We start from the raw sequence: 18,602 nt of genomic DNA on the forward strand, positions 1-18,602 counted from the left end.
ATGTTATTCATATTGTATAAGATGGTGATGACAGCCAACGTACTTCGTGGGGAGCGAGGAGAACCTGTCCGGTTGAGGCTACGGGTTCGCGGTCTCGGCGTAGGTGCGGCGCGCGGCCATCCAGGAGACGAACATGGCCAGCACGATGACGGCGAGGAACCCCCACCAGTAGCTGGCCAGGAAGTCCCAGGCCCCCGAGATGTAACCCCGGCTGGAGAGGAACCACAGCGCCGGAGGGGTGCAGACCCCCAGGATGATGAGGTTGGATATGAGGGATACCCACATGCCCCTCATGCCCACCTTGCGCGAGGTCTTGGCGTCGGGATAGCAGAGGGCGAAGAGGACCGCCAGCCCCAGGAAACCGAGGGCGACCAGGGCCACGGTGGAATTGTCATAACTCACCCAGATGGCGATGAGCGCGAAGATGAAGAAGGCCCCCAGCGCCAGCAGCACGAACAGGGCCTTGCGCACCAGGGACGCCAACACCAGCCTGAGCATCGACGGGGGCCGGTGCACGCGGATGCGCCTTATCTCCTCCTCGTATTCGAACGCCTCCTCCTCCCCGGGCACGGCGTCGAGGTCCCGCTCGCAGTTGAAGCAGTATTCGTCGCTGTCGAGGTTGTTCCTCCCGCACCAGGGGCAGGCTTTCATGCTTTCACGCTCTCCGTTCCGTATCTCGTGCGCGCCACCCCTCGCCGGGACGGCGTTACAGGTCCCCGATCTCGAAGGCGTCTTCCACGTGGACTATTTTCCACGTGGCGCCGCTCTTCAGCAAGGCGATCACGTCGAAGCGGCAGCCTGTGTTCCCCCCTCCCCGCTCCGCGAGGTAGTGGGAAGCGGCCCGCGCCATGCGCCCTTGCCGTTTCGCGTCCACCGCTCCCAGTACCTCCTCGAAGTCCCCCAGCGAGCGCGCCTTGACCTCGCAGAAGACCGTCATCCCCCGCCGGCTGGCCACGATGTCCAGCTCACCGAAGCGGCAGCGGTAATTCCTATCAATGATACGATAACCCTTGCGCCGCAGAAAGGCGCAGGCGGCATCCTCTCCCGCCATGCCGAGTTCCCGCTTGGACATGACCGATCCCGTCTTTCTTCCCAGGGGGTCACCTTGCGCCGCCGTCCCCGTCCCAGGCCATCTCCATCTGCAGCACGCCGTGGAAGGAGCTGCGGTGGCACGGCGAGGGGCCATGGGCGGCGAGGGCTTTCAGGTGATGCTCCGTGCCGTAACCCTTGTTGCTGTCGAAACCGTACTGTGGGTAGAGCAGCGACCAGTGCCACATAAGCCCGTCACGTATGACCTTGGCCAGGATGGACGCGGCGGCGATGCTGCGGCACACCGCGTCTCCGTGGGCCAGGCCCCACTGCGGTATGGGCAATCCCTCGATGCGGTAGTAGTCCACCATCACCAGCCCGGGCGCGGGCTCGAGGGCGAGCACCGCCTCGCGCATGGCGGCCATGTTCGCGGCCTGCAGCCCACCGCCATCTATCTGCGAAGGCGGTATGCAGGCGAAGGACCAGTCGACGGCGACGGCCACGATCTGCCTGAAGAGCCGCCGGCGCACTTCCGCGGAGAGCTGCTTGGAATCGGTGAGACCCTCCAGGCCTTCCAGTTCACCCCTTGCGGGAAGGATGACCGCCGCCGCCACAAGCGGTCCCGCCAGGGCCCCCCTGCCGGCCTCATCGGTGCCGGCGATATACCGGTAGCCCAGTCTCCACGCCCATCTTTCGGCGGTGATGCCGGCGGTCGCCAATCCCGCTACCCCGCCTACAGCGTTGACCATCTGCTCGGAGGCCACCAGACGAGTACGCCCCTCCCGATCACCGCCTGCAGTGGAACGAACCCCCAGCGCCGGCTGTCGTTGGAGTTGGGACGGTTGTCTCCCATGACCATGACCGTCCCTTCCGGTACCTCCCACTTGCCGTTGTCGTTGTCCTTTACGTATTCGTAGCCGGCCTCATAGGGCTCGCCGTTGACGAAAAGGACCCCATCGCGCAGCTCGACGGTGTCACCTCCCACCCCCACCACCCGCTTGATGAACGGCAGGGACTCCTGGTGGGTGATGTTGAGTATCTCGGCCAAAAGGTCCAGGGAACGGGTGAGGCCGTTGCTCCCCTGGGTCCAGTTGGCGGTGTCGTTGGGGTCGAATCGGAAGACGATGACCTCGCCGCGGCGGGGTTCGCGGAAGTGGTAGGTCATGCGGTCCACCAGCACGCGGTCTCCCTCCTGGAGGGTGGGCTCCATGGAGGGCGACGGTATCATGAAAGGTTTGATCGCGAAGGCCTGCAGATAGATGGCGATGACCAGGGCGATGATGAAGAGCACCGCGAACTCCAGGACGAGTGCTATCAGGTGTTCGCGAGAGCGGTCATCCTTGGGTCTCCGGGGAGGTCCGCCGTCGTCCGCGGTCCCTGGACGCGGCCAGACGTTCTCGTCTTGCCCTTCCTCCCCGGAAGGTTCCTCTAGCGGGTCTTGGGACATGAGGTCTCGATTCAGGTCCTGCGCTTCTCCTTGACCTTTGCGGCCTTTCCGACCCGGTCCCTGAGATAGTAGAGTTTAGCGCGCCTCACCCTGCCCTGCGTGACCACCTCGATCCTGGAGATGATAGGCGAATGGAGGGGGAAGGTGCGCTCCACCCCTATCCCGAAGGACACCTTGCGCACCGTGAAGGTCTCGCGTGCGCCGCCGCCCTTGCGGGCGATGACCACGCCCTGGAAGACCTGGATGCGCTCCCGGTTTCCCTCCACTACCCTGACGTGGACCTTTACCGTGTCTCCGGGCCGGAAGTCCGGTATGTCATCCCGTAGGTATTCACTCTCTATGATGTCCGTCTTCTGCATCGTGTTCCTCCTCTCGGCTATTATTACAACCCATCACCATACCGTTCCGCAAGGCCTCAGGTGCGGGCACAATACGCTATTCTACTCCAAGTCCGGAAAAAAGTACCCCCCGTTCCCCGCTCCTCCCCGCCCACGCCTCCAGACGGGACAGCGCGCATTTCACTCTCTCTACCCCTCACCGGCGGCAAGGCCGGGCATCTCGGGACGCACCTTCCGCGTCCATTCCCTGGCCTGTTCCCGCCGCCAGGCGTCCACGGCGCCGTGGTCTCCCGACACCAGCACCTCCGGGACCCGCCAGCCGCGAAACTCGGCCGGGCGCGTGTATTGCGGATACTCCAGCAGCCCGCGGGAGAAGGACTCGTCCGCGAGGGATTCCTCGTTGCCCACCACCCCCGGGACCAGGCGGGAGACCGCATCTATGACCACCAGAGCGGCGAATTCCCCTCCGGAGAGAACGTAGTCCCCCACGGAGACGGCATCATTGCAGAGGTGCTCCATCACCCTCTCGTCAACCCCCTCGTAGCGTCCGCAGATGAGGGCGAGATGGGGCCGGGAGGCGAACTCGCGCGCCACCGCCTGGTCGAACCTGCGCCCGCGCGGCGTAAGCATGATCACCCGTACCTGCTCCTGTAGCTCCTCCAGTTCATCCATGCCGTAGCCCAGGGTAGCGGTCACCGCCGCGAACACCGGCTCGGGTTTTAAAACCATGCCCGGCCCTCCCCCGAAGGGAGCGTCGTCAACCTGGCGGTGGCGGCCCTCGGCGTATTCCCTGATATCGTGCACCCTTATGTCCAGGGTGCCGGCGCGCGCCGCCTTGCCCAGAAGGGCCTCCTCCAGGGGGGAGGAGAAGATGGCCGGGAAGATGGTGTAGACGTCGATGCGCACTTCTACTCCTCCAGCAATCCCGGCAGGGGTTCTATGGTCACGGCCCCCTGCTCGATGTCTATCTCCTTTACCACCTCGCCGGTCATGGGTATGAGGCACTCCACCTTCCCCCGGACCACCAGGACGTCGTTGGCCCCGGTCTCGAGCACCTCTGCTACCTCTCCCAGGCACCTGCCGTCGCGCGTGCGGACCTCCAGGCCCAGGAGCTGGTGCTCCCAGAACGACCCCGGCGGCGCTTCGCCCACCTCGGACGGCTCCACCAGGAGCAGGCGCCCCGACAGCTCGTTTGCCTCCTCGCGGTCCTGCAGCCCGCGGAACTTAACCAGCAGCACGCCGGATCCCTCGCGCACCTCCTCCAGGAGAAGCCTCTCCCCGGCCTCCTCCCCTTCCAGGATAAAGGAGTTGCCGGGCTGGAAGCGGCGGGGGTTCGCCGAAAGCGGCACGACCTTGACCCAGCCGAGGACGCCGTAGGGCTTGATCACCCTGCCGGTGATGACATGAGAGCTATGCTCGCGTCGCTTGGGCATGGGGATCAGTCTATGATCTCGACGATGGCGTTGCGTCCCTCTTTGGTCGCCGAAGCCTTTACCAGGGTGCGCATGGCCTGTGCTATGCGCCCCTTCTTGCCTATGACCTTGCCCACGTCGTCGGGGTCCACGCGCAGCTGGAGGATGATCGACCTCTCACCTTCCACCGAGGTGACCTCGACGCCATCCGGGTTGTCGACGAGCGCACGCGCCAGGTACTCGAGAAGGTCTTTCATGTCCGCTTCCTGGCCGGTCGCCTGCTCACTTGCCACTTTTCTCCTCCTGGAACTTCTGCCATATCCCCTTGATCTGCATGAGCTTGCGTACCTGGTCGGTGGGCTGCGCTCCCTCGCGCAGCCACTTCAGTGCCTTCTCCTCGTCGATCTCGATCATGGATGGTTCCTGGCGGGGGTCGTAGCTGCCGAGGGTCTCGAGGAACCGGCCGTCCCGGGGGCTGCGCGAGTCCGCGGCGACCACCCGGTAATAGGGCTTCTTCTTGCCCCCCATCCTCCTGAGCCTTAGCTTAACCAATTTAGACCGCACTCCTTTCGATCGTGTACTTCCCGCATATCTCGCGGATCCGCTACAACTGGAAGGGAAACGCCTGCCCCATCTTGCGGGGGGACATCTTCCCGAATTGCTTGACCAGCTTCTGCATCTGCGCGAACTGCTGGAGCAGCCGGTTCACGTCCTGGGTGCTGGTGCCGCTGCCCCGGGCGATCCGCTGCTTGCGGCTGGAGCCGATGATCTGGGGCTTGCGCCGTTCCTCCGGGGTCATGGACTGGATGATCGCCTCCACCTTCTTTATCTGTCCCTCGTCCACCTGCAGGCCTTTGAGCTTGGAGGACGAGATGCCCGGTATCATGCCCAGGATCTGGTCCAGTGGCCCCATCTTCTTGAGCTGCTCCATCTGGTCCAGGAAATCCTCCAGGGTGAACTGCTGTTTGCGCAGTTTCTTCTCCAGCTCCTGGGCCTTCTGCTCGTCGTAGGTGGACTGTGCTTTCTCGATGAGGGTGAGCATGTCGCCCATGCCCAAGATGCGCGAGGCCATGCGGTCGGGGTAGAAGGGCTCCAGGTCCCCTATCTTCTCCCCCACGCTGGCGAACTTCACCGGTTTGCCGGTGACGGACTTGATGGACAGGGCGGCCCCGCCACGCGCGTCTCCGTCCAGCTTGGTGAGGATGATGCCGTCGAAGCCCACCTCTTCGACGAAGGCCTGCGCCACGTTCACCGCGTCCTGCCCGGTCATGGCGTCCACCACCAGCAGGGTCTCCGAGGGCGGGAACTCCCGCTTGATGCGCACCAGCTCCTGCATCATCTCCTCGTCTATATGGAGCCGTCCCGCGGTGTCTATCAGCACCGTGTCCAGCCCCTCCTTCTCGGCCTTTCTCAAGCCGGCCTCCACGATGGCTTCCGGCCTGGCAGAGCGGTCGGAGTAGACCTCGATCCCCGCCTGTTCACCGAGCCTCTCGAGCTGGTCGATGGCCGCCGGGCGGTAGACGTCCGCGGCCACCATCATGGGGTGCCTCCCCTGGTTCTTCAGGTGTACCGCCAGCTTGGCCGTGGCGGTGGTCTTGCCCGACCCCTGCAGGCCGACGAGCATCACCGCCACCGGTACGCGCCCGCCGAAGTTGATCTTCTCGTTGGAACTGCCCAGCAGCGCTGTCAGCTCCTCGTCCACGATCTTGATGACCTGCTGGGCGGGGGTGAGGGAGCGCAGCACCTCCTCTCCCACCGCGCGCTCCTGTACGCGGGCCACGAAGTCCTTGACCACCTTGAAGTTTACGTCCGCCTCCAGCAAGGCCAGGCGTATCTCGCGCATCACCTCTGCCACCTGCTTCTCGGACAGCTTGCCGTGTCCGCGCAGGCGCTTGAAGATGCCCTGGAGCCGGTCGCTCAGGTTATCGAACATCCGCCATCTCCCTCGTCTCCGCCTTAACCCGGTGGTGCCGGGAACTTTTTCCCATATTTCCTGGCGGGCTCATTCGACCACTAAATAATTAAACTTATCGGAAAGGTCGGGCATTGTCAAAGATAACCGCAGCTCATGGGGCTTAAGACCAACCGTATTGCTCTACGCATGATGCCGGGACCCACCCCCGTCTGCCGCCGCTGTCCACGCACCACAGCCACCCCCCAACCTCCTCCAGCGCTTCCAGAACGTCCCCGGTGTCCACGGTAAGCTCGGTGGAGTCGTAGTCGCGCAAGGCGACACAGGAATCGCCACACTTCTCGATGAAGGTGTCCGGAACCCAGGCCCCCGTCTGCGCGGTGTCGACGCACCAGGTCCAACCGGGCCATAGAGTCTCCCGCTCCTCCCTGCCAAGCGTGTCACCCGCTCTAAAGACCACCGTATAATCGAAGGAGGCCCGGTGAGCGGCGATGACCCGGCACGTGTGTCCGGCAAGGCTTTCCGTCGTCTCCTTTTCCTCTTCCGACATACGTTCTACCTCACGAGAACAGGGCCGCGGCGAACTCCTGGGGATCAAAGGCGTGCAGGTCGTCCACCTTCTCGCCGACCCCGATGAACTTGATCGGTATGCCCAGGTCTCCAGCGATGGCCACCACGATGCCCCCCTTGGCGGTGCCGTCGAGCTTGGTGAGAACAACCCCGGTCACCTCCACCGCCTCCCCGAACTGCTGCGCCTGGATGAGTCCGTTCTGGCCGGTGGTGGCGTCGATGACCAGCAAGGTCTCGGTGACCTCGGCATTGCGCTCGGCCACGCGTTTGATCTTCTTCAGTTCCTCCATGAGGTTGGCCTTGGTGTGGAGTCGCCCGGCGGTGTCGGCGATGACCACGTCGATGTCGCGGGCCAGCGCCGATTCCACGGCATCGTGCACCACGGCGGCGGCGTCGGCCCCCTGTTTGTGCTTGACGGTATGCACGCCTACCCGCTCTCCCCAGGTCTCGAGCTGCTCTACCCCGGCGGCACGGAAAGTATCGCCCGCCGCCAGCAATACCCGTTTGCCGTCGCGCCGCAGCAGGTAGGCCAGTTTGGCGATGGTGGTCGTCTTTCCCGTGCCGTTCACCCCCACCACCATGAACACGCTGGGCCCGGAGATTGAGTATCTCAGCTCCCTGTCTCCCAGATCCAGGGCGTCGGCCAGGACCTCGCGGAAGAGGGCCAGCAGGTCGTCGGGCTCCTTGACCTTCTCCCGGGCCATGCGTTCCTTCACCCGCTCCACCAGGATCATGGTCATCTCCACACCCACGTCCGCGCCCACCAGGATGTCCTCGACCTCCTCCCAGAACTCATCGTCGAAGCGGCGCGACGCCATGGCCTTAGAGAGGGGGGCCACGAAGTTCACGCGGCTCTTGGAAAGCCCCTTGCGCAACCGGGAGAACCAGCGCTCCTTCTCTTCCTCGGGGGGGAGTGCCTCCTCCGGGATCAGCTCTCCGTCAGTCACCGGCTCACCTTCTCCGGCCGCAACGACGCCCGGCGCTTCCTCGACGGCAGCCGCAGCATTCTTCTCGTCGGGCTCGATGACCGCCTCCGCCAGGTAATCCTCCTCCATCATCAGCTCACGCACTTCGCGTGTCATCTCGTCACCCGGGAGTCCCAGTGAGGTATCCTCCAGGAAGGAAGGTGGCTCCTCCGCTTCCCCGACTTCGACACATTCCTCGACCGCGGGGCCACAGTAGAGGGCTTCGCCTTCCCCTTCCTCGACATCGGGAAGGTCCTGCAGCTCCTCCAGCGCCTGCTGCTTTTCCCGCTTGCGGGCCTCCTTGAGCTCCCTCTTCTCCTCCTTCAGGCGGGCCTTTTCCTCTTTCTCCAGCTGCTTGCGCTCTTCTTTTTCTCGCTTCTTCTCTTCCCTGTCCTTTTTTCTGTCCTCGTCCATGCTCACCAGCCTCTGCGTCCGTGACGGTTTTCAATAATCTATCATATCTCAACCCTCGAGCGTCGGTCCTGGAAGACCGGATTTGCCATAGCGATTGCGATCCTGCAGATCCAACCTCTCGCTAATGTAATGGCGACCGCGGCCAGTATAAATGCTGGCCCCAGCGCTGCGCATCGCTGGCAGCTCTTGTCGGATATGGCTCAGCCTTGACATTCCTCGCCTGCGGCTCGGAACGCAACGCCGAGCCAACCTGGCGGGTTTACAGGTCGGGGTGGTAGTGGGCAGATGGGTGCTGGCATGAGGGTCTGACCCTAGGTGCCGGTGCGGGCGAGGCGCTCCGCCTCGTCGAGCTTCTGGCTGACAACGCGCGAGATGCCGGAGGCCTGCATGGATACTCCGTAGAGGATGTCGGCGATCTCCATGGTGCGTTTCTGGTGGGTGATCACGATGAGCTGGGAATCACCTTTGAACTCCTTGAGCATGCCAAGGAAGCGATGGAGGTTGACGTCGTCCAGTGCCGCCTCCACCTCGTCCAGGAAATAGAACGGGCTGGGCCTGGTCTTGAAGATGGCGAAAAGGAAGGCCAGCGAGGTGAGGGAGGTCTCGCCGCCCGAGAGCAGCGAGAGCTTCTTTAGCCTCTTGCCCCGGGGCTGGGCCTCCACCTCCACCCCCGTGTTGAGCAGGTCGGTGGGGTCGGAGAGGGTCAGCTCCGCGCGCCCCTGCGGGAAGAGCATCTCGAAAAGCTCCTGGAAGTGGCGGTTCACCTCATCGAAGGTCTCCTGGAAGATGCGCACGATCTCCCGGTCGATGGCACGCACCACCTTGAGCAGGGAGGTCTTGCTCTCCCGCAGGTCCTCCACCTGCTCCATAAGAAAATCGTAGCGCTCCTTCATGGCCTGGTATTCCTCCACCGCACGAAGGTTCACTTGTCCCAGCATGTCGCGGCGGCGTTCCTGCCTTTGCAGCCGCTCTCTCATCTCGTCGGTCGTGGCGGTCGGGAGGTAGTCGGTAAGGGCGGTCTCCACCGGCAGCTTGAACTCGTCTAGAAGGCGCTGCACCAGCATATCCACGCGCATCTTGAGCTGGGCGGCGGCCAGGTCACGGTTGTGTACCAGCTCCCGCAACCCTCCCTCGTGCGATTCCAGTTCATCGATGCGCCGGCGCATCGCTTCCAGCTGCCCTTCCTTCTCCTCCAGCTCCTCCCGGCTCTCGGACTCACGGCTTCCCACGCGCCCCGCCAACCTGGCATGTACCGCTGTCAGGGTCTCCACCACGGCCAGCATCCTCTCCTGGGCCCGCACCATCACCGCCAGTTCCTCACGGCCGGGCAGCGGCGGCCCGCCCTCCTCGGCTCCTATCTCCCCGATCCTTTCCTCAAGGTGATGGCGCCTCTCGGCCATGGACGCGCTCCTGGTAAGCACCTCCTGCAGGGCCTCCTCCAGTTCCCTGTCCCGCTGGCGCAGCCCTTCCACCCGCGACTCCCCCTCTCCCAGCGCGGGCTCCATGCCAGCTATTTTCGCGGCACACTCCTCCTGCTGCCGCTCCATGGCCGAGGCCTGGGCGAGCAGGCCGGCCTCTTCCTCCGCCAGGGCGGCGATGCGTGACTCGAGTTCGGAGAGATCCTCTCCGGCCCGCTCCGCCTGCAGTAGGGATTCGCGTACGTCCAGGGATAGCTTTCCCGCTTCCGCCTCCAGCCCGCTCTCCGCGCCGGCCGCCTCCTCCAGTTTTCTCTCGAGGGCGGAGATGCCCGCCAGTATGTGCCTGCGCTGCTCCTGCAGCGTCGCCGTCTCGTCCGTATGCACTTCCAGCTCGGACTGGAGCCGCTCCATCTCCCGCTTGCGGGCAATGAGACGGAAGGGGCTGCGTGGTTGTGAGCCACCTTTTATGGCGCGGCGCGGCGCGATGACGTCGCCTTCCGTGGTGATGAAGGTCAGTTTGGGATAGAGCTCGGCGTTCCTGCCCGCCTCGTCCAGGGAACCGCAGAAGACCACGTCCGCCAGGAGGAATTCCAGGGCTGGCCTTATCTCAGCGCCGCAATCGACCACGTCCAGGGCGGGAGTGCCGCCGGCGACGCGCGCCTGCTCCTTCATCTCCTGCATGGGCTCGGACATGATCTCCGAGAGGGGGAGGAAGATGCCGTAGCCCTCCCCGTTCCTCTTGAGCATCCTGATGGCATCGAGGGCGCTCTCCAGGTCCCGGGTGACCACGCAGAACAGCCACGGTCCCAGGAAGGACTCAAGCGCTTTCTCCCAGGCGCCGTCTATCTTGATATTGTCCAGCAGCGTGCCCAGGATACGGGGGTCGTCTCCGCCTTCGCCCATCACCCTCGCGGCGGCCGCGGCGTAGTCGATGCGCGATCCGAAGACCTCCTGCAGGGCCTGCAGCCTCGCCACCACCAGGGCTTCGTCCTGGAACGACCTCCTCTGCCTCTCCTCGACGGCCGTGAGTTCCCCGCGCAGACGCTCGAGTCCGACGCGGTCCTGACTCATCTCCTCCCGCAGGCGCTCCTGGCGCGCGCGGACCCCGGCCAGCTCTCTCTCCAGCGCGGTCCCAACCTGCCGGATCGCTCCCAGCTCCTTATCCAGGCCTTCACGCCGTGAAACGAGCCTCCCCGCCTCCTCACGGCAGGCGGTGGCCCTGGAGAGCACCCGCTCGGACCCGTCCCGCAACCCGCGCTCCTCCTGGCGCAACTCGGACAGGGCACGCCGCAGCGCGTCGCGCTCCCGCCGCACCTGTGCGAGCTCCCGGCCCAGCTCTTTTCGCTCCCCGCGCAACCTATCCGCCTCTACCTCCAGGGCGGCCAGCTCCACCTCGGCGTTGGCCTTTTCCTCCTCGAGTTCACCACGCCTGCGCGCCAGCTCCTCGCGGCGCGATCTCCAGCCGTCCCGGTAAGCGATGTCCCCGCTCAAGGCCGCGTATAGCTTGAGCCTCTCCTCTCCCAGGCTCCCGCACGCGCGCAACCTCTCGCCCAGGGACAGCAGGCGCATCTCCTGCCCCCGGCATCCTTCCAGAACGCGGCGCAGTTCCCGCAGCCTCTCCTCCAGTCCTGCCAGGCGCCCCTTTCCCTCCCGGACCTGCGATGAGGTCTCCTCCAGTTCACTGGCCAGCCTCTCCTCCTCACCGCGCCGGTTCTCCCACTGGCCTTTCAGTCCCTGGAGCTCCGCCACCAGGATACGTATGGACAGCTCTCTTATCTCCGAGGCCAGCTCGCCGTACTCGCGCGCCTGCTGGGCCTGCCTTTCCAGGGGACGCAGCTGCTTATTGACCTCGGAGATGATGTCTTTCACCCGCTCCAGGTTGCGCTCCATCCCCTCCATCTTGCGCAGGGCTTTCTCTTTGCGCCGGCGATGCTTGCGCAGCCCCGCCGCTTCCTCCAGGAAAGCACGGCGGTCCTCGGGCTGGCTGCGCAGGATCGCCTCCAGCTTGTTCTGGCCGATCACCGCCGTGAGCTCCCGGCCCACCCCCAGGTCTGAGAGGAGTTCCTGGATATCCACGAGACGGCAGGGCGACTTGTTCAAGAGGTATTCGCTCTCGCCGGTGCGGAAGATGCGCCGGGTCACCACCACCTCGGGGAAATCGATGGCAAGACCGCCGGCACGGTTGTCGAAGGAGAGGGAGACCTCCGCCATGTTCAGCGGCTGGCGGGTGGCACTCCCCGCGAAGATCACGTCCTCCATCTTTGTCCCGCGCAGGTTACGCGGGCTCTGCTCGCCCAGCACCCACAGCACCGCATCGGCCACGTTGCTCTTGCCGCTGCCGTTGGGGCCGACGATCACCGAGATGCCGGGCTCGAAGTCCAGGGTGGCCTTGTCGGCGAAGGACTTGAAACCTCTCGCGGTCAAAGATTTGAGATACATCCCTGCCTTGCTCTCCTCTTTGCTCCTTACGGAAACGGTTTTCCTGATATTTTTCTCCCTCCGCCTCTCTTTACCCTTTCAAGACGGAGCGAAAGCACGTATGGCCGTGTCCTCCTTAATGGATACAACATCGCGCCGGCAAAGGCCAGATATCCCCGCCGGCATAGCGCATGGCTGCAGCTGTTGGAGGAGGCGGGGATATGACGATCACAGGCACAGGGAGCGGTATGTCCCGCCCCCTGTCCGATCAGGCTCCGGTGCGGTCAGTCTATCGGACAGAAGCCTATCCCGACTGTCCCGGGACCGACGTGAGAACCGATAACGGGGCCGGTTTCGTTAAAAGTTATGGCCTCCGGATCGCAGTTAAGCGCCTTCTCCGCCATCTCCCTGAGCTCGTTCATCCTGGGGACGTCGCGTACGTGGGTCAGGGTCAAGAGCACCTTGCGGTTCGCCGCTTTCTCCACCGCCAGCTCCACCAGGCGCTCCAGGGCCTTCTTGCTCCCCCTGGCCTTGTCCAGGGCATCGATGGTGCCATCGAGATACAGTATCGGCTTGATGCGCAGCATGGAGCCCATGAGTGCCTGGGCACCGCCGATCCTGCCGCCGCGGTGCAGGTACTCCAGGGTGTCAACGCAGAACATCTCCACGCTTCCAGAGATCATCTTAGCGGCCAGGGATTTCAGCTCTTCCATGCCCATGCCCGCGTCCCGCGCCTTCACCAGCTCGCGCACGAAGAGCATGAGCACAAAACCGGTGAAGCGGGAATCGATGACCTCTATCGGATAACCTCCCATCTCCGCGGCGGCGGTCATGGCCGACTCGCAGGTGCCGCTGATGCCGGCCGAGATGTGGATGCTGATCAGCGCATCGTAGCGGGCGGACATCTCCTGGTAGGCCTCCAGGAACTCGCCCGCGGACGGCTGCGACGTGGTGGGAAAGATATCCTGCTCCTCCATGCGCCGGTAGAACTCGTCGTTGCTTATGTCTATTCCCTCCCTGTAGGACACATCATCCATGATGACCTTCAGGGGCACCACCTTGATGTCGTTCTTCTGGACGTAATCCTCGTCCAGGTAAGCGGTCGAGTCCGTCACGATACCTATGCCAGCCATTGCAATCCCCCCTCTTTCAGGTACGATCGTCCATTACCCTCTAGCCGCACAAGCGGTCCAAAGCTTCCCTGGCCGCCGCCTGCTCTGCTTCCTTTTTTGAGCTCCCGCTCCCCTGCCCCATCTTCTCGCTGGCTATATACACGACGGCATGGAAGGTCTTGCGGTGGTCGGGGCCCTCCTCGCGCAGGCGGTAGCGCGGCAAGGTGCCCTTCTCTTTCACCACCATCTCCTGCAGCCGCGATTTGAAATCATAATCCAGGGTGCCGCTGACCGCGTCCTCGAGCCTCTTCTCGAACAGCCTAAGACACAGACTGCCCGCCTCGTCAAGCCCTCGGTCGAGGTAGACCGCGCCGATGAGGGCTTCCAGCGCATCGGCGATTATCGAGGCCTTCTCGCTTCCGCCGTCCGCCTTCTCTTCCTTGCTCAGCAGGATGTACTGCCCGATGCCGGCCTCGCGGGCGGTCTCGGCCAGGGAGCTCATGTTCACGAGGTTAGCCCTGATACGCGTCAGGTCCCCCTCGTTCAGTTCGGGGTGCTTGCGGTAAAGATGGTCGGAGACCACCACGTCGAGGACGGCGTCGCCCAGGAATTCCAGCCTCTCATAGGTCGCATCGGGCGGGAAACAGGCCTCGTGGGCGTAGGAACGGTGGGTGAGGGCACGCTGCAGCAGCTCCTTGTCGCGGAAGTCCAATCCCAGCGCCATCTCCACCTCCCCCCTCCTCTCCTTCTTGCGCCTGAAGATCATGCCCCGCTCCCTTTTTCGGGCGCGAGCAGGGCCGCGGTCTTCTCCACCACGTTCATCTCCACGGCCTCGGCCGCGACGCGGATGGAGTTCTTGACGGCCTCCGCGTCAGAGCTCCCGTGGGCGATGATGCACACGCCCCTTACCCCCAGCAGGGGAGCGCCGCCGATGGCACGGTAATCGAGTTCCTTCCGCAGCGCCAGCAAAGCCGGTAGCACCGGCTGCACCTCCTCCTCCCGCAGCGAGCCCAGGTTCTCCAGGAGCTGCCTGGTGATAAGGGAAGCGACACCCTCCACCACCTTCAGGGTGACGTTGCCGGTGAACCCGTCTGTCACCACCACGTCCGCCATGTCTCCGGCCAGATCCCTGCCCTCCACGTTGCCGACGAAATCTATCCTGTCTTCGGAGGACAGCAGCGGGAATGCCTCCCGCGCCAGTTCGTTGCCCTTGGATTCCTCGGCCCCGATGTTCAGGAGCCCGACCCTGGGCCTTTCCAGACCGAAGCGCAGGGATGCGTAGGCGCTGCCCAGGAGCGCGAACTGGTGCAGGTGCTCCGGCCGGCAGTCGGAGTTGGCGCCGGCATCCAGGAGCAGGGTAGGCATGCGCCGGGGCGGCAGGACCACCGCCACGGCGGGACGCTTGATACCCTTGATCCTTCCCCAGGAGAAGAAGGCCGCGGCCATGGCCGCGCCGGTGTTTCCCGCCGACACCATGGCTTCCGCCCTGCCCTCGCGTACCGCCTTGGCCGCGACGACGATGGACGCACCCTCGCGGTTCTTCACCGCGAAGGCCCCTTCCTCTCCCATGGCCACCGCGTCGGGGGCGTGCACCACCTCCAGGCTTGCGCGGCCGGTGGTGGCCATCTCAGCGTCGAGGACGGCCTCGTCTCCGACCAGAAGCACATCCAGCCCCAGTTCGTCGCGGGCATCCATGGCCCCGAGGATGTTTGACGCCGGGGCGTTATCTCCGCCCATGGCATCCAGCGCCACGGTTATCCCTCTACGAACAGCCATAACGTCCTCTCCGCGGGTCGTTCCTCTCCAGGCTCCATACCCCATGAAACAGTGGGATCGGAATTATGGGACCGGATCGCTCAAGGGTACATATTGATAAGACCCCTGGAGCCAGAGGCCTCTGCCTGCGCTCGAGAAAGCATGAGTGCCTGGGGCTACTCCGTCTCCAGCACTTCCCTGCCGTTATAGGTGCCACAGTTGGGGCATGCCCTGTGGGGCAGTCTAGGGGAATGACACTGCGGGCATTCCGACTTCGCCGGCACCTGTATGCCCCACCTCGCGCGCCTGGATGCGGTGCGCGAACGTGACTTCTTACGCTTGGGGACCGCCATTTCTTCCCTCCGCCAAAACCTTCATCTATCTGCATTTCTCTCTCTGAAAAGCACCATAAGAGTATATGCTCGCGTTCGCTCGCGGTCAAGCGAGTCCCGCTAAGCCTGGTCATCCCCGCGCTCCATAAGCGTCCTCAGGACCTCCAGGCGGGGGTCCAGACTCTCGCCCCCGCAATCGCACTCCCCTTCGTTCAGGTTGACGCCGCAGTGCTGGCACAGGCCCTTGCAGTCCTCTTCGCACAGGCGCCTGATGGGGAGGTTCAGCAGCACCGCGTCATTTACCAGCACGTTCAGATCGATTTCTCCCTCGTCTATTATGTACGCGTCTTCTTCCAGGACTTCCGTTCCCGGCAGCTCCCTGCCGTTGCTGGAGAGTGCGCCCATACCGGGGCGCCGGTAGAACTCGTCCACCGCGATATCCAGTTCCCGGCGGAACCCCTCCAGGCAGCGGGTACACTCCATTGCCACGGAACCCTTGATGACCCCTTTTACCCGTATACCGTCAGGGCTGCTCTCCAGCCATACCTCCAGCCTGAGATCCCCATGGTCGCTCTTCTCAAGAAGCCCACCCCCCCCCACGGAGATATCCAGGTTGACGCAGAACCTCTCCTTCGAAAACACCCTTCTGAGCAGGTTGGTTACAGGCACTTTGAGCTGGCGTGAATTGAGTTTTCCCGTCATCTTGCACCGCCTTGCCTCAACGGACTCGATGCCTCGGCCCCTCCATACCCCGCCGTTGTGGCTCCGCACCGGTGCTGCACCGATGTAAACACGGGCCCCTTGCGGGCTCGTGAGTCTCATGCGTATTCCGGTTCGCGAAAATCACAGCGATGAGCTTTAACGTGGGCATGGATTACTGCGGGATACTGTCAGTTTACGCCGGGATGGTCTGCTTTCCCAGCATCCCGTCCACGGCCGCCGTGAGTTCCCTGGTGGCCGAGGTCCCGGCCTTTATTCCAGGTCGAACTCCTCTTTCTCTTCCTCCTGCTCGGGAGGGCCCTGCAGCCTCTCCCTGGCCCGCTTGATCACCTCGAGGAGCTTGTAGCACGTGACCTCCAGGTTGGCCAGGCGCTCATCGGCGTAATCCTCCGCCTCCAGGCGTATCTCCCTCGATTGCGCCTGGGCGTCCTCAATGATCCTCTCCGCTTCAGCCCGGGCCGTCTTGATGATCTCCGTCTCCTCGATCAGGCGCGCCCTCTCCTCCATGGCCTCCTCATGGATGCGCTCGGACTCTTTGCGCGCCTCGTCCATGAGTTCCTGCTTCTCCTTGACCATCCAGCGCGCCTGCTTCAATTCCTCCGGCAACGAGCTGCGGAACTCGTCCAGGAGCTCGAATATCTCCGTCTCGTTGACCATCACGGAAGAGGAGAACGGCACGTGTTTGCTGGATACGATGAGGTCCTCTATCCTGTCCAGTTGTTGAAAGACGTCCATCTAGACCGCCCCTTTCTTCAACATGTCGAATTTCTTGTTGAACATCTCGCCAAGCTCCTTCTCCAGGTTCGCAGGTACCAGCCCGGTTATGGAGCCTCCGTATGCTGCTACCTCACGTACCGCGCTTGAGCTGATAAACGTGTACTCCGGTGCGGCCATGACGAAAAACGTCTCTATCTCTTCGCCCATGGCCTGATTGATCTGTGACATCTGGAACTCATATTCGAAATCACTGATGGCCCTCAAGCCCTTGACGATGACCGTAGCGCCGACCTTGCGGGCGAAATCGACCAAGAGGGTATCGAAGGACGTCACCTCGACGCCATCCAACCCCGCGGTGGCCTTCTCCAGCAAAGAGACCCTCTCCTCCACGTTGAACAGGGGCTGTTTAAAGGGGTTGACCGCTACGGCCACGATAAAGCGGTCGAAGTGCCTGTACGATCTTGTGATCACGTCCATGTGGCCGCAGGTGATGGGGTCGAAAGTCCCCGGGCAGATCGCGACTTTGGCGTCTATTGCAGCCCCTCCTCCACTTACGCTGTTTTACTCTCTTACATAAACATCCACCGCGGATTCCCCGTACTTCCGCCTCTCCCGGAAGTTCACTCCTTCAGGCGGACCCGGGGGCGAGCTCCGCAGTGGAGCCTCTATGATCACCACCGCCGACGGGGCAAGGAACCCGCCTTCGGCTAGACTTTTTAGCATCTTCTGCCGATAGTTCACATCAATTCTAAAGGGTGGGTCTATAAAAATCAAATTGTACGGCGCCGGGGGAGGCGAGGCTTTTCGCAGGTAATCGAGAATCTCGGCCCTCACCACCAGACCCCTGTCCGCCATTCCAAGCATATCCAGATTTTCCTGAATAATACGGATGGGCGCACCGCCACGGTCCACGAAAACCGCCTCCTGCGCCCCCCGGCTCAATGCCTCCAACCCCAGTGAGCCGCTCCCTGCGAACAGGTCGAGCACCCTTGCGCCCGCTGTCCTGTCAGAGAGCATGCTGAACACGGCCTCGCGCACGAAGTCCCTCATGGGTCGAGTGGCCCTGCCCCTGGGCGCCTTGATATGTCTCCCTTTTGCCTCTCCCGCTATTATCCTCATGCCACCATTCTAAGGTATGGGGTCAGGCCCTGACATGTGACGTTTTCTGATAGCCGAAATGCTTAAATATCTGCATTTGCGGAAAATGTCACATGTCAGGGGCTGACCCCATACAGGGAGGCGCGCATGACGTAGCGGTAAGACGGGTGGAAGGTGGGCGAGGGCCTGCCGTTCTCGGCGCAGCAGACGAAGGCGGTCAATACCGCGCTGGCAGTGGGGTCCAGGATCCACATGGCCGTCTCCTCCACCACCTGGCCCTCGCTCCACCGGTAGCGGTATTCCCTGCCGCCGTAGTTGAGGGTTATCTCGTCGCCCTCCCGCAGGTCGAAGAGTCCGTTGAAGGGGAAGTCCACCTGTCCACTGGCGTGGGCCATGACCACGTAATTGCCCCTGCCGGGACGCCCGGTACCGGGATAATGCCCGACCCCGAACCCGATCACGCTGGCCACTCCCTGCGGGTCGTTTCCCTCTATTACCTCCCCCTGGAAAGAGAACGCCGGTATCTCCATGGTCACGCCGTCCCCTCGCGTAGTAAAGGCGACCACCACCTCGCCATCGAAGGCCGTTCCCCGCATGTCCTCGGCTATGCCTGGACCGAGGCGGAAGGTATAGGCGGTCTTGGGTGCGAGGAGTGTATCTGGCACGACCAGGCATTCAGACTCGCCGCTGACGGAGAAACCCACCGGCGGCTCGAAAGAGACCGCCCGGGACAGGCTGTCCAGATCCATGGGACGGTCGAAGGAGAGTGCGATGGCGGTGTCCCTGCCCAAGCCATCCCCCCCACGGGGGGAATAGCGCATGAGCCGGGGCCCATCGGCGACCCCGTAGGCCATCGCCGGGGACACGGCGGGAAGCACCAGCGTCAGCATGCACGCCATCACCAGCATCGCCGTTACCCGCCTTAGAGCCTCTACTCCGCTCATC

22 protein-coding genes are annotated in these 18,602 nt (G+C 63.5%); all 22 read right to left on the minus strand.

What is annotated here, in order from left to right; all coding sequences use genetic code 11:
* Positions 1 to 78: 78 nt before the first annotated feature.
* On the minus strand, positions 79 to 651 hold the full coding sequence (locus AB1384_02990; protein ID MEW6553237.1) for a hypothetical protein: 573 nt from the start codon (positions 649 to 651) through the stop codon (positions 79 to 81).
* A gap of 55 nt (positions 652 to 706) precedes the next feature.
* Positions 707 to 1,072: a YraN family protein gene (locus tag AB1384_02995; GenBank protein ID MEW6553238.1), complete on the minus strand. Its 366-nt coding sequence runs from the start codon at positions 1,070 to 1,072 to the stop codon at positions 707 to 709.
* 28 nt (positions 1,073 to 1,100) lie between these two features.
* The gene (locus AB1384_03000) at positions 1,101 to 1,793 is read right to left on the minus strand and encodes a ribonuclease HII (protein MEW6553239.1); all 693 of its coding nucleotides are present in this window, start codon (positions 1,791 to 1,793) and stop codon (positions 1,101 to 1,103) included.
* The gene (gene lepB, locus AB1384_03005; protein ID MEW6553240.1) at positions 1,763 to 2,476 is read right to left on the minus strand and encodes a signal peptidase I; all 714 of its coding nucleotides are present in this window, start codon (positions 2,474 to 2,476) and stop codon (positions 1,763 to 1,765) included. The genes AB1384_03000 and lepB overlap by 31 nt, the downstream gene beginning before the upstream one ends.
* 11 nt (positions 2,477 to 2,487) lie before the next feature.
* Positions 2,488 to 2,835 carry a 50S ribosomal protein L19 gene (gene rplS / locus AB1384_03010; GenBank protein ID MEW6553241.1) on the minus strand — a complete coding sequence of 116 codons (348 nt, stop codon included), beginning with the start codon at positions 2,833 to 2,835 and terminating at the stop codon, positions 2,488 to 2,490.
* 168 nt (positions 2,836 to 3,003) lie between these two features.
* A complete protein-coding gene (trmD, locus tag AB1384_03015) occupies positions 3,004 to 3,720 on the minus strand; it encodes a tRNA (guanosine(37)-N1)-methyltransferase TrmD (GenBank protein MEW6553242.1) in 717 nt (238 codons plus the stop codon).
* Between the two features lie 2 nt (positions 3,721 to 3,722).
* Positions 3,723 to 4,247, minus strand: a complete 525-nt coding sequence (rimM, locus tag AB1384_03020) for a ribosome maturation factor RimM (GenBank protein ID MEW6553243.1) — start codon at positions 4,245 to 4,247, stop codon at positions 3,723 to 3,725.
* A 5-nt stretch (positions 4,248 to 4,252) separates the two neighbouring features.
* Positions 4,253 to 4,483: a KH domain-containing protein gene (locus AB1384_03025; protein ID MEW6553244.1), complete on the minus strand. Its 231-nt coding sequence runs from the start codon at positions 4,481 to 4,483 to the stop codon at positions 4,253 to 4,255.
* Positions 4,484 to 4,508: 25 nt separating this feature from the next.
* Positions 4,509 to 4,778, minus strand: coding sequence for a 30S ribosomal protein S16 (rpsP, locus tag AB1384_03030; protein MEW6553245.1), 270 nt, complete (start codon positions 4,776 to 4,778; stop codon positions 4,509 to 4,511).
* Positions 4,779 to 4,830: 52 nt separating this feature from the next.
* Positions 4,831 to 6,159, minus strand: a complete 1,329-nt coding sequence (ffh, locus tag AB1384_03035) for a signal recognition particle protein (GenBank protein ID MEW6553246.1) — start codon at positions 6,157 to 6,159, stop codon at positions 4,831 to 4,833.
* 142 nt (positions 6,160 to 6,301) lie between these two features.
* Positions 6,302 to 6,688 (minus strand): SH3 domain-containing protein, encoded by a 387-nt coding sequence (locus AB1384_03040; GenBank protein MEW6553247.1) that lies wholly within the window; start codon positions 6,686 to 6,688, stop codon positions 6,302 to 6,304.
* A 10-nt stretch (positions 6,689 to 6,698) separates the two neighbouring features.
* Positions 6,699 to 8,087 (minus strand): signal recognition particle-docking protein FtsY, encoded by a 1,389-nt coding sequence (gene ftsY, locus AB1384_03045; protein MEW6553248.1) that lies wholly within the window; start codon positions 8,085 to 8,087, stop codon positions 6,699 to 6,701.
* A 311-nt stretch (positions 8,088 to 8,398) separates the two neighbouring features.
* Positions 8,399 to 11,944: a chromosome segregation protein SMC gene (gene smc / locus AB1384_03050; GenBank protein ID MEW6553249.1), complete on the minus strand. Its 3,546-nt coding sequence runs from the start codon at positions 11,942 to 11,944 to the stop codon at positions 8,399 to 8,401.
* A 263-nt stretch (positions 11,945 to 12,207) separates the two neighbouring features.
* A complete protein-coding gene (locus tag AB1384_03055) occupies positions 12,208 to 13,056 on the minus strand; it encodes a DegV family protein (GenBank protein MEW6553250.1) in 849 nt (282 codons plus the stop codon).
* 40 nt (positions 13,057 to 13,096) lie between these two features.
* Complete coding sequence (gene rnc, locus AB1384_03060) at positions 13,097 to 13,801, minus strand: ribonuclease III (protein MEW6553251.1); 705 nt, start codon at positions 13,799 to 13,801, stop codon at positions 13,097 to 13,099.
* Positions 13,798 to 14,811: a phosphate acyltransferase PlsX gene (plsX, locus tag AB1384_03065; GenBank protein MEW6553252.1), complete on the minus strand. Its 1,014-nt coding sequence runs from the start codon at positions 14,809 to 14,811 to the stop codon at positions 13,798 to 13,800. The genes rnc and plsX overlap by 4 nt, the downstream gene beginning before the upstream one ends.
* A 155-nt stretch (positions 14,812 to 14,966) precedes the next feature.
* Positions 14,967 to 15,143: a 50S ribosomal protein L32 gene (gene rpmF / locus AB1384_03070; protein MEW6553253.1), complete on the minus strand. Its 177-nt coding sequence runs from the start codon at positions 15,141 to 15,143 to the stop codon at positions 14,967 to 14,969.
* A gap of 99 nt (positions 15,144 to 15,242) precedes the next feature.
* The gene (locus tag AB1384_03075) at positions 15,243 to 15,824 is read right to left on the minus strand and encodes a DUF177 domain-containing protein (protein ID MEW6553254.1); all 582 of its coding nucleotides are present in this window, start codon (positions 15,822 to 15,824) and stop codon (positions 15,243 to 15,245) included.
* A gap of 270 nt (positions 15,825 to 16,094) precedes the next feature.
* The gene (locus AB1384_03080) at positions 16,095 to 16,577 is read right to left on the minus strand and encodes an ATPase (GenBank protein MEW6553255.1); all 483 of its coding nucleotides are present in this window, start codon (positions 16,575 to 16,577) and stop codon (positions 16,095 to 16,097) included.
* On the minus strand, positions 16,578 to 17,093 hold the full coding sequence (gene coaD, locus AB1384_03085; protein MEW6553256.1) for a pantetheine-phosphate adenylyltransferase: 516 nt from the start codon (positions 17,091 to 17,093) through the stop codon (positions 16,578 to 16,580).
* Positions 17,094 to 17,120: 27 nt separating this feature from the next.
* Positions 17,121 to 17,678, minus strand: coding sequence for a 16S rRNA (guanine(966)-N(2))-methyltransferase RsmD (rsmD, locus tag AB1384_03090; GenBank protein MEW6553257.1), 558 nt, complete (start codon positions 17,676 to 17,678; stop codon positions 17,121 to 17,123).
* A gap of 95 nt (positions 17,679 to 17,773) precedes the next feature.
* A complete protein-coding gene (locus AB1384_03095) occupies positions 17,774 to 18,601 on the minus strand; it encodes a sortase (GenBank protein ID MEW6553258.1) in 828 nt (275 codons plus the stop codon).
* Position 18,602 lies beyond the last annotated feature (1 nt).

This window comes from Actinomycetota bacterium (assembly GCA_040757835.1).
GTDB lineage: Bacteria > Actinomycetota > Geothermincolia > Geothermincolales > RBG-13-55-18 > SURF-21.